This is a genomic window from Vibrio sp. 1F169 (assembly GCF_041439605.1).
Classification (GTDB): Bacteria; Pseudomonadota; Gammaproteobacteria; order Enterobacterales; family Vibrionaceae; genus Vibrio; species Vibrio tasmaniensis_A.
In genome coordinates this window covers 49,791-72,527 of record NZ_JBGOOI010000007.1, presented here as the reverse complement: position 1 = coordinate 72,527, position 22,737 = coordinate 49,791, and the positions used below count along the sequence as shown (strand labels likewise).

Sequence of the window (22,737 nt, the reverse complement as noted above, 5' to 3'; positions counted from 1 at the left end):
CTATTGCATAACTAACGAAAAAATGCTCAAGTAGATGAATATATATTTACTAATAACCTAATAATCAAACAAATCCCGTGTTTTCGTCGTGCCAAATCGGAAGTAGATGAGTCATTCGTGCACTTCTTCAGGCGTTCGTCGGTCAAAGGTTGATATCCCCTTGATTTAACATAATGATTTTGTGCTCAAAGCTTACTTTTAGTTCCAATTAGGTCATAGGATTTTCACACCTAGATGCATTGCGTTAGGTTGAACTGAAATTAGAGACCTAAATTTGAGCTATGTCGCAAAATTTGGGCTACGATTTAGTTAAGCAAAGTAGGAAAGGAATCCGTCAGTGAAAGCATTTTATGTTTCTGTTCTTGCGTCATCATCCTTTTTAACTGGCACAGCGTTTAGCCAACAAAATGATATTTATCTCTACAATTGGGATGAATTTCTATCCAATAGCGTCGTGACCCAACTAAGTGACACGTACGGCATTTCTTTGAAACAACAGTTTTTTTCTGATGAGTCGATCAGAGATGAAGTGCTATTGAGCGAACGTCGTGGCGCATTTGAGCTAGTCATTATAGAAAGTGTAAAGCTCAATGCGTTAGCCAAGCAGAACCTGTTTCATAATCTCAGTGAGTTACAACAATCCATTGCTGGTAACATAGATTCACGGTGGGTTGATGGATGCGGCGAGTATGGCATTCCCTACGCTTGGGGGACTGCGGGAATCTTATATCGCAGTGACAAAGTAAACACTCCCACCTCTTGGAACGCTATTCTCGAACCAGACACGAACAGCAGTGGCCGTATAAGTATGTATTACGAACCTACGGATTTGGTGAGTACTGCACTGTTAGCAAATCAATTTGATCCATTCACCAATAATGAGCAAGAACTTCGCGTTGCCTATAAAACCCTGCAAGCTCAAAAGCCACACCTAGAAAGCAACGAATACGTCATCGACTATATTCGCCAACCCGAACGTCTTGCTAACATCGACCTTGCCTACGGTTATTCTGGTGACAGTTATGTACTCAATGATTTGGAGCCTGATGCCTCTTGGTCCTACGCTGTGCCTCAAGAAGGCACAACGTTATGGTTAGAGTGCATTGCTGCGATTAATAACGGAGAGTTGTCTGCACAAGCAACAACGATTCTATCATTCTTGTCGCAACCCGAGATCGCAGCTCAAAACGCAATGGATTCATGGTTTGCAACTCCAAGCTCAAAAGCAAAAGCCTTAACAACACAAGAGTACCAAAATGATCCGGAGCTTTTCCCTAGCAAAGAGGTTTTAGAACGCAGCTATCTGTATCAGCAACTCGAACCCAATAGCATTCAAATTCGTAACCGCATTGTCGACAGTTTGAGATAATTAATGCCAGTATTAAAGAAGCTCTACTTTGTGCTCATTCCTACTTTATTGTTCGTATTTGCAATAGGCGGAATGGTTACTTACAACTTAGCCTCCAACCATGCGAAACACATGTACTTAGACGAGGTGCAATCCGACGTAAACACAGCGCTAGTGGCCGCTGAGTACGAGCAACTTGGTTTATCTTTGCTTGTAAAAGATATTGGTTCATCGCTACAGTTCTTGCGATATATTCAAAACCCTAGTGACTACACAACCTTGTCCCTGCTGGAAAAAAGAGTGCTTCGCGTCTTAAACCAAAGTCACGTTAATCAGTTTGGTCAACGTAACATCTATATCGTTGACCCTAAGTTCCAGTTAACGCTATCTACGTTACGAGCAGACCCTTTCGAAGGGTTAAAAATCCCCGATAACATCTATGAAAAAATCTTCGATATCTATACCTCGTTAATCAATAAAAACGAGCTGTCTCATAAAGGCTTCTCATATATCTCTGTGAGTGGTGAACTTAGATACGCTTACGTTATTGCAATCGACCCTTACTTGCTCCCACAAGACAAACGCGCAAACGACAGCTTAAATCGATACATACTGATTGCAGATGGTCCATTAAAACAACTATCCAACTTACTAATAAAATACAACGATGATGACAATATGCAGCTTCTGATTGAGCCATCATCGAATACTGCACACATAGAGAATACGCAGTTTGTTATCAAATCGTTTGAACAAACCAAAGACAGAATCAAAGTTGAGATGAACAGCCGTCACTTCCTCGCTCAAGTTAATATTCGCGAAAAAAAATTCAATCAGGAAAAATCTATCATTGCTAAGCAGACCTTACTTGGCAGTTTGACGACACTATTCATTATTATGCTCATCGTACACATGGTGGTGCGCTACCAATTAGTACGTCCACTCAAAGAGCTACTACACGAGATATCGATTGGCGGACTTAAACTGAGGTATTTCAAACGTTCATCCGGGCACAGTGAAATTGATGGTTTGAAGAACGCTTACATTGATTCACTCACGGAATTAAAGTTCGAAGCTGAATTTGATCAATTAACTAAATTAGCCAACCGACGCTCGTTCATCCGACACCTCGATGTGCGTCTAAAAAGCTCGATAAGCCCTCATTGCTATCTGGTTTGCTGGGATATTATCGATTTCCGTAAAATCAATGACTTATATGGTGCAAAAGTAGGTGACAATGTACTCGTTAGTCTGGCCAAAACACTAAGAGAAACCCTGCAGAATCAACAATCCTCTTTCGGCTTCAGTTGCAGCGACTATTCAGTTGCAAGGCTAGGAGGAAACCAATTCATTGCCATATTGGAAATGGGTGAGCACCAATCAATAAACGAAGAAATCGAGAACATTAACAACACCCTAACGGGTACGACTTTCCTAGATTACTACGGATTCAGGCTTTCAATTGCAACAGGTGTACTACCCGTCGATACCCCTAAGTTCGAGGAGATATGGCACCGATGCATCGATGAGATGCTGATTAATGCCAAAGCGCACAGTGATGGAGAAAGCCGAATCGTTTACGGCGAAGAACTACTTCATTCACTAGAAAGACATGACGTTATCGAAAAAAGGCTATTGGAGTGTTGTGAAAGCGACAACTTTGAACTTCGCTTTATGCCCATCTTCAATGCTCAGACCCTGCAAATCGATGGCGCTGAGTGTCTCATTCGCAGCCCTGCACTGTTTGACATTCAAGCGGGTCCAGATGAGTTCATTCCAGTCGCGGAGAGGAGCAATCTAATATCCAAACTCGACATGTGGGTCATTAGTACCGCAATAAAAAGCTATAAAGAGCTCTCTGAAATTCACAAGTACACAGGTAGCTTATCAATAAATATCTCAGCGATGGAACTTTACAATCGTAACTTTGCCGACAATATTCGAAAGGTAATCGAGCGTTATCAAGTACCACCAGCCAACATCATTATAGAAATTACCGAAACCAGTTACGTTAAAAGCAGTAAACTTACAGTGCAGACTATCGAAAGTATCAGGAGCTTAGGTTTAAAAGTGTCTCTTGACGATTTCGGTACAGGCTATACAGCTTTTAACCAACTTCTTCACTACCCTGTCGATGAGCTTAAAATTGATAAAAGCTTTATCGATAATATCGTCGACGACAAAGCTGACCGAAAGATGGTCGAATCCATGGTTAACTTAGGGCACTCTTGTGACACCTTCGTTGTTGGTGAAGGTGTCGAGTCTCTCGAACAATATCATCACCTTAAAAAAGCCAACTGCGACCTAATACAGGGGTATTTTTTCAGCCAACCACTCACTTACATTGAGTTCATTGAATTTGTTCGTGACCACAATCCGCAGACTATTCTGGATCAGCAAGCCCTTTTAGAACCAAGCTCTAACGAAAGGATTGTGGCACTCAATCAGAAACAGTAGTCGTATTCCGAAAGCATGACTACTTAATAACCACGACCAAACCTTATAGAGGCTTAGCCTTGCATCGAGGTCAACAGTTCCATCATGTCTTTAGAGCTTATGTTCTTCTTGTGCCTCACTACGGCGTCAATCATTAACTCTAAGTTACCTGCAGAGATGTAATCACTAAGGACGTCGTTAAACTTGTCCTGAATTTCATCACTCGCGTACAAATGATCAGGAATGAAGAATAAGAACTGGCTTCCACTGCTACGGAACGAAATGGTGCTTTCAGGGATCTTGGTGGTCAAAGACTTAGCAGCCGAGCTCACCACAAGGTCCCCATATTCAAGGCCATATTTTTGATTAATCTCGGTAAGATTTCTGATTCGGACAAAATAGAGATCAAAGTTTTTGTCCTTCGAGTAGCTATTCTTAACAAATTTCATCAACGAAATTCGATTGCGAAATCCTGTAATAAAATCCGTAGAGTAGAGCTTTCTTTTAATAGAAAAATCCATATAAAAAATAATCCCAGTCAATAACAAGATGCCAACAAGAAAAACGCTACTGATCCGATGAACAGTAACCAAGTTATCAACCATTGAGGTGTTTTCTTCAATCACAGGGCTTTGTAATCGAAACTTGTCATTAATAAAATCGACGAGTGTGTGGTAGCAAATATCGACTTTTTTCTGCAGAGATTCCTTGGGCAACAACCCTTGACTGACCAGTTTAATTGAGGATTCCAAGCTCTTAAATTTGTCAAATTCCGCACTAAAATAAGGTTTAAAGTTTGCTGACTTGATGAAACTGGAGGACTCAGTACTGTTAATTAATATGTCAAACCGGCTCCACGTAATATCGTACGCTAACCATAACTCATCATAATCAATAGTTTCAGAACGGCTTACCATCAAGAAATTGGCGTATTCTTTCACCAATTGAAAAACGAACCACGTTGCCTCATTTTGTCGGGTGGAAAAACTCTTATTGATATCGTTAATGCGGGTCACACTGTAGATATTAATGGTGAGTACCACTGCCGCTAAAGATAACACGACGACTTTAATTGCAGTCAATGACAACAGCTTTTTCATACTAAGTCCTTACAAATGAATATCGCGTATCTGCCAGATCATCTTGGCATGGAAGTCAGTGTTATCAATGTCTGGAGTCGAAGAAAGTGGATATATCAACCAGTACGGGCCTTTTTCTCTGACTGACATAAATTGGCCATTTTGTTTAATCGCAATGATCGGCTGGTAGTCGTCAAAGTCTTCTTTGGGCACCGCTATTTTATAGTCGTTTAGTGCAACAAAAGTTACCTGCGAGGCCATGGGTAAATCCATAGTTTCAAGCACCGTTTGTAAGGCCACACCACTATAAACCAATTCTCCATCCAGCCAAGGTAATGACGTGGTGATTTCTTTTTGAGGAAGCAATAACAGCTGTTCTCGACTGAATTGATGTTTTTGCCCTAAGTGATCGAATATTGTCAGTTCCGATGCTGCAAAAATAGAAAATGAACACAGTGAAAGTATAAACAGAAGTGCAGCTCTCATTTTAAACTCCATTTTAAAAGGTCACTAATTTGAGTCTAGTTCATATTGGTCATTTGACTTGCTTAGACATTGCCTATTTTCTCAATGATGCAGTTCGAATCTTTCTCAAATAATGTTTCATTCCTGCAACCAGGTGCGAACAATACCTTCCCCTTATCTAAATAAGACTTTAATTAGCGTTCATACCAGTAATCCCTGCTTTTTAAAGGCAATGAGTAATCCAATCTTGCCACTGAATACGTACTGACTAACAAAATTGACAATAAATATGAGTCAGTAAGTAGCGAGAACGCTTATGCATGCATAACCTTTACACCAAGCTGAGTGTTTTCTGAGGGTCATCAAGCACTCGCTCTTTTCTTCGATAAGGGAATACGTAATGAGATTAAATAAGCTAAAGTTTAACCCCATAACCGCACTTTCCATTCTGCTAATGACGGCGGTCATGAATCCAGTTTACGCAGAATCCAACGACGAGCAGTTCGAGTTAGGAAAACAAAAAGCCAAGGTGTGTATGACCTGTCATGGCGTTGATGGTATCTCAACACAAGACCCTTACCCGAACCTTCGCGGTCAAAAAGTGGGATACCTCATATCTTCACTGAAAGATTATCAGACAAGGGAAAGAACCAGTGGTTTGGCGATTCTCATGCAGCAACAAGCCGACACACTTTCAGATCAAGACATCCGAGATATCTCCTACTTCTATTCAATGCTCGGCAAGGAATCAAGTTCAGTTAGCGACTCAAAAACAGACAGCAAATCAAAACTGTAGGCAAGGAGCCTTGTTATGGAACAAGTGACAACGCAGTACAGCATTAAGGTTGTGAAGTACTTTATCATCGCCTCTTTAATTTGGGCGATTGTGGGGATGATCATCGGCGTGATCCTCGCCGCTCAATTATATTGGCCTGTGCTCAATTTCGATTCTCAATATTTCCAATTTGGTCGTCTTCGCCCTCTGCATACCTCAGGCGTTATTTATGGGTTTGTGGTGAATATTCTAATGGGGACTTCACTCTATATTGCCCAACGAACTGGCCATTGCGAACTGTTCAATAAAAGCCTGTCGTGGATGGTCTTTTGGGGATGGCAATTTATTCTACTACTCGCGGTCATCTCCTTGCCTGGGGGCCACACCAGCTCAAAAGAGTATGCGGAACTTGAATGGCCAATCGACTTAATGATTGTACTGGTGTGGGTGCTCTATGCAGTGTTGTTCTTTGGCACCCTTGCTAAGCGTAAAGTCAGCCATATCTTCGTCGCTAACTGGTTCTTCGCAGCATTCATTATCGTTGTTGCCATGATTTTCATTGTGAATAATCTAGCGATGCCAGTATCGGCGATGAGGTCCTACTCTGTGTTTGCAGGCGCTCAAGATGCGATTGTTCAATGGTGGTGGGGACATAATGCCGTTGGTTTCTTACTGACCGCTGGTGTGATTGGTATGAATTACTATTTCATACCCAAAGCAGCGGACCGACCTATCTACTCGTACCGCTTGTCTGTGATCCATTTCTGGGGCTTGGTCGGCTTTTACACGTGGGCCGGAACGCACCACTTAGTCTACTCTTCCGTTCCCATCTGGATTCAGAACATCGGAATCGTGATGTCATTGATCCTGTGGCTCCCTTCCTGGGCGGGTGCTTTCAATAGCGCAATGACCCTTCTACAAAACAAAGAAAAGCTGAAGTCCGACTACATTCTTTTATTCTTTTTCTCAGCGATTCTTTACTACTGCTTGGCAACATTCGAAGGCCCGCTACTTGCTATTCGCTGGTTCAACATGGTGGCACACAACACCGAATGGATAATCGGCCACGTACATTCCGCAGCACTCGGATGGGTGGGAATGTCAGGGATAGCGGTTTTTTACTATTTCATTCCGCGCTTATGGGGCCAAACCGATCTTTGGTCACGACGACTGATTAAGTGGCACTTCTGGCTTGCTCATGCTGGCGTCGCCATTTATGCGATTGCGCTTTGGGTCGCGGGTATCGGTGAAGGTTATATGTGGCTCGCTCAAAATGAAAATGGCGAACTGATATATAGCTTTGTAGAGGCTATGGACTTTAAAGCACCTTGGTTGTTCTTACGATTCTTTGGTGGTGCGCTGTTTGTTCTCGGTTTATTCCTAATGGCATTTAACTTATTTAAAACCGTTCGTATGCCAGTAGTACATAACGCTAAACACGCCGTTAATGAGGGGGCTTAAATGATGAGTAAAGACTTTACACATTCAATCGTCATTTTAATTTTGACCACTGTTGTCGTCGCTTCCTTTTCTCTGTTGGTTTGGGTAGTGCCTAGTATTGTACGCGGAGACGACATTGCCAAAGGCAGCTTAGCGATGCCGCTCACACCTCTTGAGTTGGCAGGACGAGACATCTACATCAGTGAAGGCTGTCATGTGTGCCATACACAAATGGTTCGCCCTCTAGAGCCTGAAGTGAAACGTAATGGTCGCCCAAACAAAGAAGCAGACGACATCTACGAATTTCCTAACTTGTGGGGTTCTAAGCGTACGGGGCCTGACCTCACTAACTTAGGAAGAAAGTATTCTGACCAGTGGCATGCTATTCACTTAATTGATCCTCGAAAAGTCGTACCGACATCGATCATGCCCGCCTACCCTTGGTTATTTGAACAGACTCTGTCAGGCGACGACATAAGCGACAAAATGGAAACCCTCCGTATACTTGGCGTTCCTTATACTGACCAAGAAATAGGTGACGCCCGATTACAAGTAAGAGGAAAAACTAAAGGTGAAGCTCTGATCCGCTATCTACAAAGCCTTGGTAAAGATACGTCACAGGAGGTATCACAATGAGTGCATTTTGGAATCTATGGGCGGTAATTTTAACCTTAATCTTTTTCGTTCTTATGGTGTCTGTTGTCGTTAAATATTGGCGTAGCAATCACCAAGCAGATCAAGACCACACCCTTGGCACTTTTGATGGCATTGAAGAAAAAGATGCGCCACCGCCAAAACTACTCTTTGTCAGCTATGCTATTGCATTTCTATTGTCTGCTGGCTATTTGGTGCTCTACCCCGGGCTTGGTGAATGGGAAGGGTTAGTCGATTGGAAGCAAAGTGACGATAAACTCAGCTCACCCAGCACAACGTTAAACGAGCAATTCTCTCAAACAACGGAAACCACCCTCGAAGGATTGTCTGGCATACCCGAAATAGTAAACAGCGGACAAATCTTGTTCCAAACTCACTGCGCGGCTTGTCACCGCGACAACGCTCAAGGTCAGAAACACTTCCCTAACCTTATTGACCAAGAATGGCTATATGGTGGTAGTGATGAAGCGATCATTCATTCGATCGCCAAAGGGCGAAATGGCGCGATGCCGGGTTGGAGCGAGATAATGCGCCCCGATGAAGTGGCTAAGGTTTCTTACTACTTAGCTTCGCTCAATCAACGCCATACCGATGTTCCAGAGGTGAAAGTCAAAGTCGGCAAAGAGCTGTTTGCAAAATACTGTTCGTCTTGTCACGCCGATGGTTCTGTCGCGAATCCGGCGATCGGCGTCCCTGATCTTTCCGACGATATTTGGCTGCATGGCGGCAGTATTGAAGAAATTCAGCACACTATCAACAAAGGCTTGAACAACCTGATGCCTGCATTTGATAAACAGCTTACGGAAAACGAGATACTCGCACTGGGTGCTTACATTCGACATGCGGGCTCAGAGCAGCAGCAAAGACTCGCGAACCTAGAAGCTCAGTCTGTTGAACGTGGTGAATACCTCGCTTATGCCGGTGACTGTGTCGCGTGTCATAGTGCAGAAGGTGGCGAACCCTTTGCTGGCGGGCTTCCTTTTGTGACCCCTTTCGGCACCGTCTATTCAACAAATATTACGCCCCACACAACAGAAGGTATTGGTACTTATAATTTTGATGATTTCCGAGCCGCGTTAGTTGCAGGTAAAGGTAAGAATGGTTACCTGTACCCTGCAATGCCTTACACCTCTTATCAATACCTCACAGACCAAGACATGCTCGACTTGTGGGAATACATGCAGTCAATCACCGCGGTGCCTCGCCGAAATGACGACAACAGCATGATGTTCCCATCGAATATACGTCTAGGTCTGCTCGGGTGGAACATTGTGTTCATGGATACCGACCCGATTGACTATCAAGTGCCCGAAGAGCTTAAAACGGAAGTCGAAAACGTTGAGAAATGGCAGCAAGGGAAATATTGGGTGGCTGGCCTTGGACACTGCTCTGAGTGCCATACCCCTCGAAACATTGCTCAAGCTCTGATACCCGAACGTATTTTCCAAGGTAACTTGATTGACGGTTGGAATGCGCCCGATATCACGGCCAACGAGCTGTATGTCGATGGTTGGGATGAAGCGACACTGACCGATTTCTTACACACGGGTCACTCAGACAAAGGGACTGCTTTTGCGGGCATGGCAGACGTAGTAAAAAACAGCCTAAGCCTGATGACGCGTGAAGATATCGAGTCGATGTCCTATTACCTACTCAGTGGTGACATCAACAACACCATCAGCAGTGACGCCGTTCCGTTGCAGCCCAAAGGGTTTGATGAAGACTCTTACGCGACTGACATTTACACCACGTATCGCCAGACATGTGGAGCCTGTCATGGTGACGATGGTAAGGGACGTGACCCTATCGCCCCTACTCTGTTGAATAACGGCATCATCATGCACAGCGATCCATTCAACACCATCGCAGTAACCGTGCGTGGCCTGCAACCCACCTATCTCGACAAAGACAGAAACTTCATGCCAATGGCAAGCTTTGAAGATGTGCTGTCGGATCAAAGATTGGCTGAGTTGATCACCTTCGTACGATTGCACCTTGGAGATAGAGAGGAACCAGTAACGGCAGAGCACGTTCGAGAGGTAAGAGAAACTCTTGAAGCTGCAGGTTACGCTGGAGGGTTACACACCACACCTGAAATGTACGAAAGTCGAGATAAGAACATTAACATTCGCTAGGTTCTGTACGTATTCAATTTACTCGGTAAGCAGCAACAATACGTTACTTCTATCACGGCTTAATCAATTAAAAGGAGACCAGCGTGTCTCCTTTTCTTTGTTATCAAGCCGACACTCTAAACGATTGAGACCACAACACAATTATAACTAACTGATTACACAATTAAGCAGAGCTGCACACAATGCGATCAATCTCGCAGAACAAATACAGTACCAGGTGCATAATACGCAAAATTTTATAAAGGTGCAGCAGAGGACAGATATGGATACAACTACACTCATCTACGATACATTGGAAGGTCTGTCGAGCGCAAAGCCACAGCAACACGCTCAAATCCGCCAAAATCTATATAACCAATTAGATTTATCATTTGAGAAGCAGTTGGCTTTGTATTCATCAGTTCTTGGTCCAGCAAGTGCTGGTAGATTGACCGATTTGGATAGCGCAGTGATGTCTGCACGCAAGATTGTTGGCTTAGAAAACAGCTAAGTAATCTTCAACCGCTCTCAACTTTAACGCTGCCACTGTGCAGCGTTTTTTATGGATGCCATTTACGATAAGTACCGTTGGTTACGATGAATGCAGTTAGGTACGATAAATACTGTTAGTTAAGATCAGTTCAATAAGGTCTGTTTTTCAAGTTACACGCATTCTCATTTGGTTAATCTTATGTTCCATTTTTAACAGGTGTGCAACCTCAACAATGGCGCTAATGTTAGTAGCACGTTAACCACACGTCGGATGGAAGAATCATGAGAGTACTTATTGAATATACACAGACAGGCAAATACCGTGATCATGCGTGGGAAGCATTAACGATTCGTTCAAAAGGCGAAATTCAAGCTGTGACTCCCTCTTATGCGGCTCAGCTTATCGAACAGAACCGCGCCAGCTTATCGACCACTGAAAATCAAGATATCGTCATCCAACCTTAATGGCTTCAAGGGCTACCCCTCCTAGTTCCTTAAATCGAATAGTTCGATGACATAAAAAAAACGCTGCACGGATGCAGCGCTTCTTGTTTCTGGCGTGCCTTGTCTCTAACGTAAAGAGCTTCTAACTTAGATAGCTACTAACCTAGATAACCTACACAGAGAATTTGATTATTTTGGCAAGTTTTCTAATGCATCAACCATCGTCATTAGCTTATCGACGATTCGTTCACCATCCACTCTCAAACCATTGTGCTCATACTCGTTGGTAATCCACGCTTTTGAGTTTGGAATATTAGCCAATGTTTCGCGGCTGTAATCCAGTTCTACGTACATGTCATCTGCGTAAACTGCACACGCCATCGGAACCGTATTCTTGCTCAGCTGCTCAGCGTTGTACAAAGTACCCCAATCCGATTTTTCAGCTAATAGATTGGCTGCTTCACGCAATGGCTTCAACGTTTCAAGTTGATCGAACATCCATGGGTAGACCATTTCTCCGGTAAACCAGAACTCACTGCCCGATTGGTAGTTGAAGTGTGGGTACTGCTCACGAACGCGATGTGCAGACCAGTTAGACGCTGTACCTTGGCAGTAAATCGATTCATGCAAAATAGCGTAGATTGGGTTCGTTAGGTAGCCCTGCTCTTGCTGCATTTGATTTAAGAAGCTATAGCTCAGCTGCTTGCTTCCGTTCACTTCAACAAACGCACTCTCCAGTGTGAAATACATTGGAAGGTTTGCTTCGCCGCCACCAAGATTAATACCGATCAACTGGAACTGTTCAACGGTAAACACCTGACCGTTTGGCAGTCTCACATCATTGTTAAGCAGGTAATCAGAGATCTCACGACACATAACTTGCGCTTGTGGGAACTGAGCAAAGAAGGCTCTGTTTTTGTCTTCTACACGCTTGTAAGTCGCACGATAAACATCGTCAGCTTCTCGTTCAATAGAAGGAATGCCGCCCGTCACATAACAACGCTGCAAGCTCTGTGGGAACAGTGACAAATAGCTCAGTGTACAGAAGCCACCAAAGCTTTGACCAATCGTCGACCATTGCTTAATACCAAACTGTTCACGAATCGCTTCAGCGTCACGAACGATGTTATCCGCTCTGAAATGCGTTAAATATTCGACTTGTTGTTCTGGAGACAGATGGGCCAATGTTTCATGGCTGATCACCGTGCTGTTACCAGTACCACGTTGGTCAAGAAGCAGAACACGATAGTTTTGTAATGCACGCTTTAGCCAACCTGATTGACCGCTCACTCGTGGAGATGGAAAGCCTGGGCCGCCCTGAAAGTAGATAAGCCACGGCAGTTCTTGCGCATCTTTTGCGAGATCAACCAGTTCACGTGCGAAGACTTGGATCTGTTGTCCATCTTTGGCTTGATAGTCGAGTGGCAACTCAAAAGAGTGCTGACGATACAGGGTGGTTCCATCAATAAAGTTAGCTTGCACGCTTCATTCCTTTTTATCTAATTCTAAAGTCATCGGTACGAATAAAAACGGCGCCCTTTGGCACCTTCCAGTTAGCAAGATACGCATAGTAGCTTGTAAAAGAAACCGTTTGTTTAATATGAATGTGAAGGTGCTTCGTTTAATTGTTCAATTACCTCTCAACGGGTAACAACGTGTGTCAAAACAGTCAGTTTAGAATAGGTAGATCCAGCGAGAGATCAAAAGAATGAGGTAAAGCAAACCCAAAGCGTGAGGCAAATAAAAAGAGCTTAACGAGGTGAGGATACGTTAAGCTCTTTGGTTTTATCTGTGTTGATAAACTAACTGGCTTACTCGCTGTTAATCTATCGAACCTGTTAGTTCTAATGAACCTATTAAATCTAGCGGCTACGAAGCTGTCAGTTCACCTGCACCTTGAGTCGAGCGTTCGCTGCTCTGAACTAAAATTGCGGTAGCGGTCTCTTTCAGTGCCGCCCACTCCCCATCATCAACTTCAATGCCATCGTTCCACGCTTTCTCTTGAGTTTTAAAAAGCGCTTCTGATTCAATGTGTGTTTGGTAGCCATCTGACAAACGTTCGATATCGAAATCCTGGACGGAAAGTTCGATGGTCATATTGTGGATATGTTCGTACGATGCCAGTGGCAAATCTGATAAAAACAGTTCTGGAGCAACGCAACCACGATTAAGCACATACAAAGTGCTCTTAGGGTTAGAGCCGTTATCCCAACGTGCCATGCACGCAATACCTTTCGCAGCTAACTTTACAAACTCGCTGTACGCCAACCAACGGTTGTGGCAGTTATTTAACTCAATTTTCAGCGTCTTTTTGCCGACCATTTTTTCAATGGCGTAATCGATAACCACAGGAAGGTGACACGCCAAACTCGCTTTGTGCAGGTCAACTTCAACCGTATTGTCACTAAGCACTTGAATGTCAACTGGGCAATCGTCTTCTAGCCCAATGAAGTTGCTTGCATTGTTAAAGTGACGAACACCATCCAAGCCCACCATTTGTAAATCTGCCACCATGTTCGCTATCACATCGGCTTCACCACATGTACGACGCATCCCCAGAAAGGCTTTATTGACGGCCGCTACCAGTTCATTGTGAGAAACGATCATAACGATTTACCTCCATGTTGAGCGTTGATATGTGTAGGAACTTTATTTGAGTCAGCCATCTCCGCTTCACTTGGTGCTTCACTTGGTAAGACTGGGAACACCCATTCGTCCTGATGAATTTCATCAAGCAGTGGTGCACCTTGGAAAAACGTCACTCGTACCCAACGGTCTGAGCGAGGATCAAACTTAGTCGCACCAAACATCGCTAGCTTGCAACGCAGCAAGTGCATTGGTGGCGAATCTTGATGCAGCACATTCATTTGAATGTCGCCCATCGCTTTGTTACCTAGCGTCCACACACGGCGCGCAATTGCACGGTGTTGCGGCTGTTTAACAAGGAACTCAGCCAATGAAAGCTCAGGCGCGAATTGCAATAAAGCATGGTACAAACGGTAAGCTTGACGGCCAATATCCAACGGCAGTTCACGCTCTTCACCCAACTCTTCGCCTCGAACTCCAAGCCTTGGCTCTTCTTTATCTTGAGAGCGATACCAGAACCAGTAGTTGTTTTCTGCTTTAGTAAAGTCGGTCGTGATCGCCCAACGGTACTTTTCTTCTAGTACAACCAGAAGGTCTTGAATCTTTTTGCCGCTAGGAAGCGACAGTGTTTCGCTGCAATTCATTTGCTCTTGATGGGCGTCCACTAATTCTGGGTACAATTCCATCAAACATGAGATAAGGATTTCTTGGGCTTCCATACTCATTTGCTTAGATTGCTCGACTAACTGCGACCATGTATCGCACAGGCTGACAGAAGCTTCTAATGATTGTTCTGTGTGCTTCAAATCATCAACAGCAGCTTTGTTCAACTCTTGTTGTGTTTCATTGATAGTAACGACTTGTTCTAAATGACAAATCGCTTTTTTAACTAAGGTACGTAGTGGCTCGATCAACGCCGTATCAGTTTCACTGGACAACACGTCCGCCAATGCATGTTCACGGGTTGTCATCCACTGGTCGACAATACTAGGGTGGTTAATAAGGTATGGCGCCATGCCTAAACCTGTTGCATTACCAACACCAAGGTAACGTTGTAATCCTCGATGCAAGGCAATCGCTTGTTCACCGCCCTGTTGCTCGGCTAGGTAATGAACCCAGTCTAAGCTGAACTCACGCAGCATATACACCGCACACATTTGCGCGCTAAACGACTGATTAAAATCTTCATTTTTCTCTAAGATTTTAAAATCAGCGATGCCAAATTTGCCATTACCATAAACGGCAGTGGTTCGCAGGATGTAGCCTACTTCAGCCAGTTCTTTGGGCGTTGGTTGAACACCTTTAGCCAGGTGACTAACGATATGTTCAAACACACGTACACTTTTGTTTGCACGCGCTAAAACAAGCACATTGTTAGGATTACGGCCGGCTTCTTGAAGCGGTACATTCGCACGAAGTCTTTCAAGTAGGGTGACATCAACATCACCAAGAACAAGTGCAAACGTTACGTCCCACTTTTCAGCAATTACACGGTCATTTCGTTCGTCATCTGCAATCTCATCGCAGAAAACAACCAAATGATAAACATGGTTTGGCGTCGCAAGCTTATAGATAACATGACCAAAACCTTGAGCGTCTAATTGCCACTCATGTTTCGTCACTTTCCATTCTTGCTGGGCCATTTTACGAATCAGAGTTCTAACGAAGCTGATACGTGTTTGGTGCATTGCACCTAGCCTTTCCGGTGCCATGACGACAGTCGCGTCACGTAGTGCTGATTCAGTGTAGGTAGAACGATGTGCATCCATTTTGCTCACCACCTTATAGTTATAGGATTTTGCTAGCCATTCAGAACCGATCGTTGCCATCATTTGAAGCATTCGTTTTTACAGTGTGTTGGTTAGCTTTCACGTTATTTGGGGTAAGTGAACTCACCCCTTATTATTTGTCCTGACTAGATCGATTGACCTAAATACGTGCCGCCCGGTGTATCTTCACCAGTACGGGTTTCCTCTTCCTTTCGGAATCTTGTGTCAGCCTTCTTTCAAAGGCTGACACCTTGTTTCTCTTTCATTTTTAGAGAGCGTTTTCTCTGCAGGCTCTTTTCTTTACAGACCCTGCTCTTTTATAAACTCGGCTCTTCTACAAACCCTGTTCTTTTGCCATCTTGATTGCGATTTGAGGCGCATTCCAGAGCGATGGCAGTAAGATTATGGACACTGGTACCGCTGTGATTACGATGAACGATTGCAGCGCTGAAATGCCGCCAGAACCTAGGGAAATCAGAATCAACGCTGTTACCCCCATCATCACACCCCAGAAGGTACGAATAATTGCGTTGGGCTCAGTCTCACCACTGACTACCACACTAATGGTGTAAGTCATCGAGTCACCGGTCGTTACGATGAAGATCGTGGTTAAGATCAAGAACAGAATAGAGATAAGCATTGGCATAGGTAGCTGCTGAGTTACCGCCAGTAGCGCGCCTGGTAAGTTGAAGCCTTCGAACGCTTTACTTACGCTGCCTGGGTCTGCAATTTCAAACGCAAGGCCAGAACCGCCTACAATGGTGAACCAGAAACATGTTACAAACGGCGCAATAAGACTGATGGTTGATACCAATTGGCGAATACTACGACCGCGTGAAATACGTGCGATAAAGATTGCCATCATTGGGCCGTAACCTAAGAACCAACCCCAGAAGAACACTGTCCACCAGCTCAACCAACCTTCGTCACCACGGTATGTTGCCATTGGGATGAAGTTATCTATCATGCTGCCTACACCTTGGATGTAGCCATTGAAAATGAAGTTTGTTGGACCGAAGACCAGAATGTAGACCATCAATGCCATTGCTAAAATTACGTTGTAACGACTTAGCATTTGCATTCCGCGGTTGAGACCACTTAATGCCGACAATGTGTAAAGCACGATAGCGAACAAGATGATGATTAGCTGAGTTGTGAAGCCATCTGGAATACCAAACAGTTCATTCAGAGCGTAGCTGACTTGCAAGCCCAAGAAGCCGATCGGACCGATAGTACCCGCCGCTACAGCGACAATACAACATGCATCAATTAGTGCGCCGGTATGGCCTTTCAGTGCTCTTTCGCCCAAAACTGGGTAAAGCAAAATACGAGGTTTAAGAGGCAAACCTTTGTCGTAGTGAAGATGCATAACCACGATAGACGTTAAGCTGCCCACAATTGCCCATGCGAGGAAGCCCCAGTGCATGAATGATTGCGATAACGCATTCACTGCGCCTTGCTGTGCGTTTTCTTGTGCGCCATACAACGGCGGTGGGTTAACGTAGTGTGCGATAGGCTCTGCTGCTGCCCAAAATACACCGCCGCCCGCAAGTAGCGTACAGAAGATGATAGCCATCCAACGGAAGCCATCCATTTCAGGTTTCGCGATGCCGCCTAGGATAACCTTGCCTGTTCGCCCTGCCGCCAGGCCAAGACCAATAAGAAAAGTCAGAAGAAGAAGCATTTGCCAATAAGGACCGAATACTTTTACCGACCAAGCAAAGCCTGTATTTACTAAGCTTGATAGCAGCTCGCCATCAAATAAAGCAAGCGCCACGAACAGAGCGATAAAACCGCCGCTGTACCATAATGCTGGGTTGGTAAGTCCTAATTTGTCTGAAGTCGATTCAGACTGGTTTGTGTTACTTGTTTTGTTGCTTGCTGTGTGTGCTTGACCCGCATTTACGTTTGAAGATTTCACGCTATTGGTTAAATCAGACATACTCTGACTCCAGAGGTTTCTTTGCAGCTGTCATTTTAATGATGACTACAAGAGGTGTATTTAACACCTGCCCTATTGTTTTTTGTGTTGGGCAGGCTAATCCATGTTTGGGTTACCGCGTTGCGAAATAGACCGTTGTTCCTTTTGAATAGTGAAATTGGTTACAACAGCACGTCTAAATGAACGTTAATTAGAAGGCTGCCAATTCGATGATTATTAGTGAGAAAACGCTTAACCCTTGCTTTGAGACTCTAAGCCATCTTTCAAGAAGTTAAACCAGTTTTCTCCCAAGACTTGCCCAGCTTCAGACTCGCTGAAACCATGGCGCATCAATCCGTTATAAATATTTTCCATACCCGCACTACCACAGAACCAAGGCAACGCATCTGGCCAACCTGAGTTGTTCGCAGAGCCTTCACCGTAGTCCATTGCTTTAGACCAACGACCATTTCTCATCCATTCAAGAACGGCTTGAGGTTGGTTTAAGCATAGGTCACTACCAATACCTAGGTGTTCTACGCCAACCATGTCAGCGGTCGTCGCAACCATTTGGCAGAAATCTTCCAACGTACATTGGCTCCCATTTGGTAGGTGGAATGGGTACAAGCTGAATCCAATTAAGCCACCGCGTTCGGTTAGGGCTTTAATCACATCGTTTGATTTGTTTCGTAGTGCATCATGAGCAAACGTTGGGTTCGCGTGGCTGATACAAATAGGACGAGAAGACAGGTCAATCGCTTCAAGCGTTGAACGCTCGGCACTGTGAGACATATCGATGATCATGCCCACTCGGTTCATCTCTTCGATAGCTTGCTTACCAAAGCGCGTGATACCAGTGTCGTTCTTCTCGTAACAACCCGTCGCCAATAAGCTCTGGTTGTTGTAAGTAAGCTGCATGATCAAAAGACCTTGCTTGCGCATCACTTCGATAAGACCAATCTCATCGTCGATTGGAGAACAGTTTTGAGCACCAAGGAAAATGCCGACTTTGCCGGTCGCTTTTGCAGTTTCAACATCAGCCATTGAATGAATCGGCATGATAATGTCTGCATTCTGCTCGAATCTTAAGTTCCATTCTGCAAAGCGAGATAAGGTTTCACGAGCTGTCTCGTGGTAAACCGCGGTAGCGTGAACTGCTGTAATGCCGCTCGCCTTTAGTGTTTGGAAATATTCTCTGTTCCAATTGCAGTATTGCAATCCATCTATAACAATCCGTTGCTGGTACATAACCACTCCTATTGAAAGCTCAGTGTTCTAGCTCGGTTTTGAAAACACGCTCAAATAACATGCTTTCAAAAATGGGTTAAATCACTTGTCTAATTTCGTTTGCTGCTTTGGTTGGGATGTTGGCCTGACTCTGTGAATCAGGCCAATTCGATAGCTGGATAGCTAGAGACTTAATATCTTCAGCTATCCAATTCTTATATAGAAAGTTGATTAGTAAGGACGCTGGTAAGCTGTCTTCACTACTGTGTAGAACTCTTTCGCGTACTGACCTTGCTCACGAGGACCAAAGCTAGACTCTTTACGACCACCAAACGGTACGTGATAATCAGTGCCCGCTGTTGGTAGGTTCACCATCACACAACCTGTTTGCGCTTGTTGCTTGAACATTGCGCTAGTGCGTAGGCTTTGAGTAATGATGCCGCCCGTTAGACCAAAGCGAGTATCGTTGGTTGTCGCGATAGCTTCTTCTAGATCAGCCACACGAATCACGCTTGCCATTGGTGCAAACACTTCTTCTTGGTTCACTTCCCAATCGTTCTTAGTATTCAAGAACAGCGTTGGAGACATGTAGAAGCCTTCGTGTTTCATGCTCAAGCGTTCGCCACCAAACGCTAGCTCACCGCCGCTTTGACGTGCTTTCTCAACCCAACCTAGGTTTGCTTCAAGTTGGTTACCGTCAACAACAGGGCCCATGAATACGCCGTCTTCTAGTGCGTGACCTACTTTAAGCTCGCTCATACGCTTGATCAGTGCTTCAACGTATTGGTCGTGAATGCCATCCATAACCACTAGACGAGAAGATGCTGTACATTTTTGACCTGCGCCAGAGAACGAACCTGCGATAGTCGCATCAACAGCTGTTTGAATATCAGCATCATCAGCAACCACAAGTGCGTTCTTACTGCCCATTTCTAATTGGCAACGAACGAAGTTTGGTGCTGTAGCCGCCGCAACCTTACGACCTGTATCAACAGAACCAGTGAAGCTCACACCGTTCACTTCTTTAGAGTTAATCAGTGCATCACCTACTTTTGAACCACTACCTAGAACAAGGTTAAACGTGCCTGCTGGCATGCCTTGGCGGTGGATAATCTCAGTTAGCGCAACCGCACTTGCTGGTGTTAGGTTTGCTGGTTTCCAGATAACGCTGTTACCGAAAGCAAGCGCTGGAGCGATTTTCCAAGCTGCTGTTGCAGTCGGGAAGTTCCAAGGAGAGATGATGCCGATAACGCCCACCGCTTCACGAGTCACTTCTACAGAAACGCCTGGGCGTACTGATTCTGCGTTGTCGCCAATTTGACGAAGTACTTCAGCCGCAAAGTACTGGAAGAACTGGCCTGCACGGTAAATTTCGCCACGACCTTCAGCAAAAGGCTTACCTTCTTCACGAGAAAGCAACGTACCTAGCTCATCACAACGTGCAATCAGCTCATCACCGATTGCTTGAAGTACTGCTTGCTTACGTTCAATCGGCGTTTTTTCCCACTCTGGTTGAGCGTGCTTCGCCGCTGAAATCGCCTGTTGAACTTGGTCAGCACTTGCTTGTGCGAAGTTACCGATGTTTTCAGAAATATCTGATGGGTTAATGTTCGCAACGGTACTTACACCCGCTTGCCATTCGCCGCCAATGTAAAGTGCGTTTTCTGCTTGAACATTCTGTAATTGAGTCATCATTCTGTCCTTGTAACGGTTAGGTTGCGGTTGAGTCTGGCAACCATCTGATTAATGAATAAAACGTTAATTTATATAAGTAATTACGTTTAAATCTTGTATCTAAAACTGAACCAAGTCGCTTGTATCAATAAACCGCTTTAATTCAAAACAGCTTTAATCCGCAAATTGCCTCAGTTCACAGTATCTTTATTCAGGTTGAGAGGCTGATGCGTAAACCACGAACTCAACCAACATTTCTTCTCTTGCTAACCCTGCAACGACGACCGCAGCACGGTTTGGATAAGGTGCATTGAAGTATTCTCCGTATACGCTGTTTACCGTTTTTAGATATTCACGGTCTGTCACGTAAATCAGAACTTGCAGCACTGAATCCATAGATTCGCCTGCACACTCCAATGTATGAACAAGGTTGTTAAAAGTCTGACGCGTTTGCGCTTCGATACCGCCTTCTACTACTGCGCCAGTTTCATCAATTGGAATCTGCGCTGTGTATAGAGTGCCGTTATTAACGATTGCCCACTCTAGTGGTGCTTTTGAAGCGAAAAGCTCGGTTTTTACTGGGTGTTTTTTAGTTTGTGCGTTCACGATTCCATCCAACTTTGTAACAACTATGTTTCAAGATGGTTAAATACTGCACCTTGACGACTGATAAATCTAACGGTAAATTTTGTGCAATTGATAAATAAAATCTATCACCTTGCGAAAAGTAAGGTATAGCAAGGGCTAGAGAAGGATCAGTGCCATGAGTATTAAGCTACAACAGTTAAAACATTTTGTTTTAGTGGTCGAAGAAGGCGGATTTCGAGCAGCATCTCACCGCGCAAATCGCTCGCAAGCGGCACTTTCTACGTCGATAAAAGAGCTAGAAAAAATACTTGGTCAGCCACTGTTTGAAACAGGCAACAAATCAACCCTGACACCTTTCGGCGAAATATGCCTGCCAAAAATCATTCAATTCCTGAATGTTTACAAAGCATTAGACAACGACCTACGCGCAGCCGCGGCAGGACAACAAGGAAGAGTTCGAATAGCGAGTGTCCCTTCAGTGGCCGCAAAATTAATCCCTAGTGTTTTAGGGGCTTTTTGTGAGCAGTACCCTAATGTAGAAGTCAGCTTGATTGATGATAACGCGGCGGGTGTAGAAGCAAGACTACTGTCTGGAGAGGTAGACGTTGCCCTCGGAAATAGCTCCCATTTAGAAGAAGAAAGCATCGACTTCACGCCTTTACTTTCCGATCCTATCGGTGTGGTCTGTCTCAAAGACAACCCTATCGCCTCTCAGCGAGAGGGAATCGAATGGCAAACCTTGTTAAAGCAGCCCTTCATTCGCAACGGGACTTGTACCCTACTTGACCCAACACCTGCACGAATGCTCAGCGAACAAGCTTTGTATTCAGTCGAGAACATTACTTCGTTGTTTTCGGTGTTAGAGCTTGGGATAGGCGTGACCACGCTGCCTAAACTGGCTTTTCCAACCAATGAAACCCGCTTGGTGTGGATTCCGTTGATTGACCCACCTTTACAGCGTCAAATCGGTATTTTCAGATTGTCTGATCGTACGATCTCGCCACAAGCGCAGGCTTTTCATGACTTATGTATTCAATATTTAAGTTATGAGGACTAATAGAGGGGCATGATTGAGTTTGTTTGCTTAAAAAGCGGTTGATAGAGCAACACATCAAGAAATTCCAGCTCTAATATCCAGAGTTTTGACCTTTCTATCTTGGGCTTAGTGCCCTAACCTTCAGATTTTTACCCTATCTTCAGCTCCTTACATCCATGTGAGGAGCTGAATTTCTTCCATCATATTCATCTTAAACGCCGACTTATCCGTTTCGGATCGCCTGAAAGGCGTTAAGAATGAAGTCACGACAAACTATTTTGAAAAATAATCACTTCTAGATAGAGAACGCCGTACAAATAAATAACTCAATGCACGACGACTTTCATCGCTAACTAAACTTGCTTTATCCACTTGTAGAATCACACTCAACAATCAACTTATAAATGACGCTAAGTGTTTGAATATACGTAATTGATAAGATCGTAACTTGCCCAATTGGTAGCTAAAACTTTTTCACAAAAACGCCCATTTTCGCTAAAAATAAAGCATTTAAAATTTTCATGAATAAAGTTATACAACTATTACTTTCATAAATGAAAAACATTCATTTCAAAAATGGAATTATTGATGTCGCTTTTTGTCGTTTTGATCACATAATTTTAGGCGTAGTTTATATTTTGTCGAAACGATAGCGAATTAGTTTTTATCGTTTAATTTCGTCAGGAGAT

18 protein-coding genes are annotated in these 22,737 nt (G+C 44.1%); 9 read left to right on the top strand and 9 right to left on the bottom strand.

All coding sequences use genetic code 11. From position 1 onward, the window contains the following. Window positions 1–337: 337 nt before the first annotated feature. The gene (locus tag ACED53_RS04845; RefSeq protein ID WP_017099357.1) at window positions 338–1,369 is read left to right on the top strand and encodes a PotD/PotF family extracellular solute-binding protein; all 1,032 of its coding nucleotides are present in this window, start codon (window positions 338–340) and stop codon (window positions 1,367–1,369) included. Between the two features lie 3 nt (window positions 1,370–1,372). Continuing rightward, window positions 1,373–3,805 (top strand): bifunctional diguanylate cyclase/phosphodiesterase, encoded by a 2,433-nt coding sequence (locus tag ACED53_RS04840; protein ID WP_017099356.1) that lies wholly within the window; start codon window positions 1,373–1,375, stop codon window positions 3,803–3,805. Window positions 3,806–3,858: 53 nt separating this feature from the next. On the opposite strand, the gene ACED53_RS04835 is transcribed toward ACED53_RS04840, so the two are convergent. Both ACED53_RS04835 and ACED53_RS04830 read right to left on the bottom strand, forming a co-directional pair. Continuing rightward, window positions 3,859–4,884 (bottom strand): diguanylate cyclase domain-containing protein, encoded by a 1,026-nt coding sequence (locus tag ACED53_RS04835; protein WP_017099355.1) that lies wholly within the window; start codon window positions 4,882–4,884, stop codon window positions 3,859–3,861. Between the two features lie 9 nt (window positions 4,885–4,893). Continuing rightward, a complete protein-coding gene (locus tag ACED53_RS04830) occupies window positions 4,894–5,361 on the bottom strand; it encodes a hypothetical protein (RefSeq protein ID WP_012600765.1) in 468 nt (155 codons plus the stop codon). 367 nt (window positions 5,362–5,728) lie between these two features. Here ACED53_RS04830 and ACED53_RS04825 point away from each other — a divergent pair, with 367 nt between their 5' ends. The 6 genes from ACED53_RS04825 to ACED53_RS04800 all read left to right on the top strand — a co-directional run bounded on the left by ACED53_RS04825 (window position 5,729) and on the right by ACED53_RS04800 (window position 11,268). Continuing rightward, window positions 5,729–6,124 carry a cytochrome c gene (locus tag ACED53_RS04825; protein ID WP_017099354.1) on the top strand — a complete coding sequence of 132 codons (396 nt, stop codon included), beginning with the start codon at window positions 5,729–5,731 and terminating at the stop codon, window positions 6,122–6,124. Between the two features lie 15 nt (window positions 6,125–6,139). Continuing rightward, window positions 6,140–7,564 (top strand): cytochrome-c oxidase, cbb3-type subunit I, encoded by a 1,425-nt coding sequence (gene ccoN, locus ACED53_RS04820; RefSeq protein WP_017099353.1) that lies wholly within the window; start codon window positions 6,140–6,142, stop codon window positions 7,562–7,564. Next, window positions 7,565–8,179: a cbb3-type cytochrome c oxidase subunit II gene (locus tag ACED53_RS04815; RefSeq protein ID WP_017098968.1), complete on the top strand. Its 615-nt coding sequence runs from the start codon at window positions 7,565–7,567 to the stop codon at window positions 8,177–8,179. It begins immediately after the preceding gene. Next, window positions 8,176–10,332, top strand: coding sequence for a c-type cytochrome (locus ACED53_RS04810; protein ID WP_017099352.1), 2,157 nt, complete (start codon window positions 8,176–8,178; stop codon window positions 10,330–10,332). Before ACED53_RS04815 ends, ACED53_RS04810 begins: the two co-directional genes overlap by 4 nt. A 262-nt stretch (window positions 10,333–10,594) precedes the next feature. Next, entirely contained in the window at window positions 10,595–10,822 is a 228-nt protein-coding gene (locus tag ACED53_RS04805; protein WP_004730426.1) for a PAS factor family protein, read from the top strand. Window positions 10,823–11,085: 263 nt separating this feature from the next. Continuing rightward, entirely contained in the window at window positions 11,086–11,268 is a 183-nt protein-coding gene (locus ACED53_RS04800; protein ID WP_004730424.1) for a hypothetical protein, read from the top strand. A 168-nt stretch (window positions 11,269–11,436) separates the two neighbouring features. Here ACED53_RS04800 and ACED53_RS04795 read toward each other — a convergent pair whose 3' ends face one another. The 7 genes from ACED53_RS04795 to ACED53_RS04765 form a co-directional block, all read right to left on the bottom strand. Further along, window positions 11,437–12,729: an alpha/beta fold hydrolase gene (locus tag ACED53_RS04795; RefSeq protein WP_017099351.1), complete on the bottom strand. Its 1,293-nt coding sequence runs from the start codon at window positions 12,727–12,729 to the stop codon at window positions 11,437–11,439. Window positions 12,730–13,116: 387 nt separating this feature from the next. Next, complete coding sequence (locus ACED53_RS04790; protein ID WP_017099350.1) at window positions 13,117–13,854, bottom strand: DUF3726 domain-containing protein; 738 nt, start codon at window positions 13,852–13,854, stop codon at window positions 13,117–13,119. Further along, the gene (locus tag ACED53_RS04785; RefSeq protein WP_032498905.1) at window positions 13,851–15,665 is read right to left on the bottom strand and encodes a hypothetical protein; all 1,815 of its coding nucleotides are present in this window, start codon (window positions 15,663–15,665) and stop codon (window positions 13,851–13,853) included. Before ACED53_RS04785 ends, ACED53_RS04790 begins: the two co-directional genes overlap by 4 nt. A 271-nt stretch (window positions 15,666–15,936) precedes the next feature. Further along, window positions 15,937–17,544 carry a BCCT family transporter gene (locus ACED53_RS04780; RefSeq protein WP_017099348.1) on the bottom strand — a complete coding sequence of 536 codons (1,608 nt, stop codon included), beginning with the start codon at window positions 17,542–17,544 and terminating at the stop codon, window positions 15,937–15,939. A gap of 231 nt (window positions 17,545–17,775) precedes the next feature. Then, window positions 17,776–18,771, bottom strand: a complete 996-nt coding sequence (locus ACED53_RS04775) for a membrane dipeptidase (protein WP_029225297.1) — start codon at window positions 18,769–18,771, stop codon at window positions 17,776–17,778. Window positions 18,772–18,981: 210 nt separating this feature from the next. Continuing rightward, window positions 18,982–20,442, bottom strand: coding sequence for an aldehyde dehydrogenase family protein (locus tag ACED53_RS04770; protein WP_004730413.1), 1,461 nt, complete (start codon window positions 20,440–20,442; stop codon window positions 18,982–18,984). A gap of 189 nt (window positions 20,443–20,631) precedes the next feature. Continuing rightward, window positions 20,632–21,030, bottom strand: coding sequence for a RidA family protein (locus tag ACED53_RS04765; RefSeq protein ID WP_004730412.1), 399 nt, complete (start codon window positions 21,028–21,030; stop codon window positions 20,632–20,634). 157 nt (window positions 21,031–21,187) lie between these two features. Here ACED53_RS04765 and ACED53_RS04760 point away from each other — a divergent pair, with 157 nt between their 5' ends. Continuing rightward, window positions 21,188–22,069 (top strand): LysR family transcriptional regulator, encoded by an 882-nt coding sequence (locus tag ACED53_RS04760; RefSeq protein WP_017099346.1) that lies wholly within the window; start codon window positions 21,188–21,190, stop codon window positions 22,067–22,069. The last annotated feature ends 668 nt before the right edge of the window (window positions 22,070–22,737 follow it).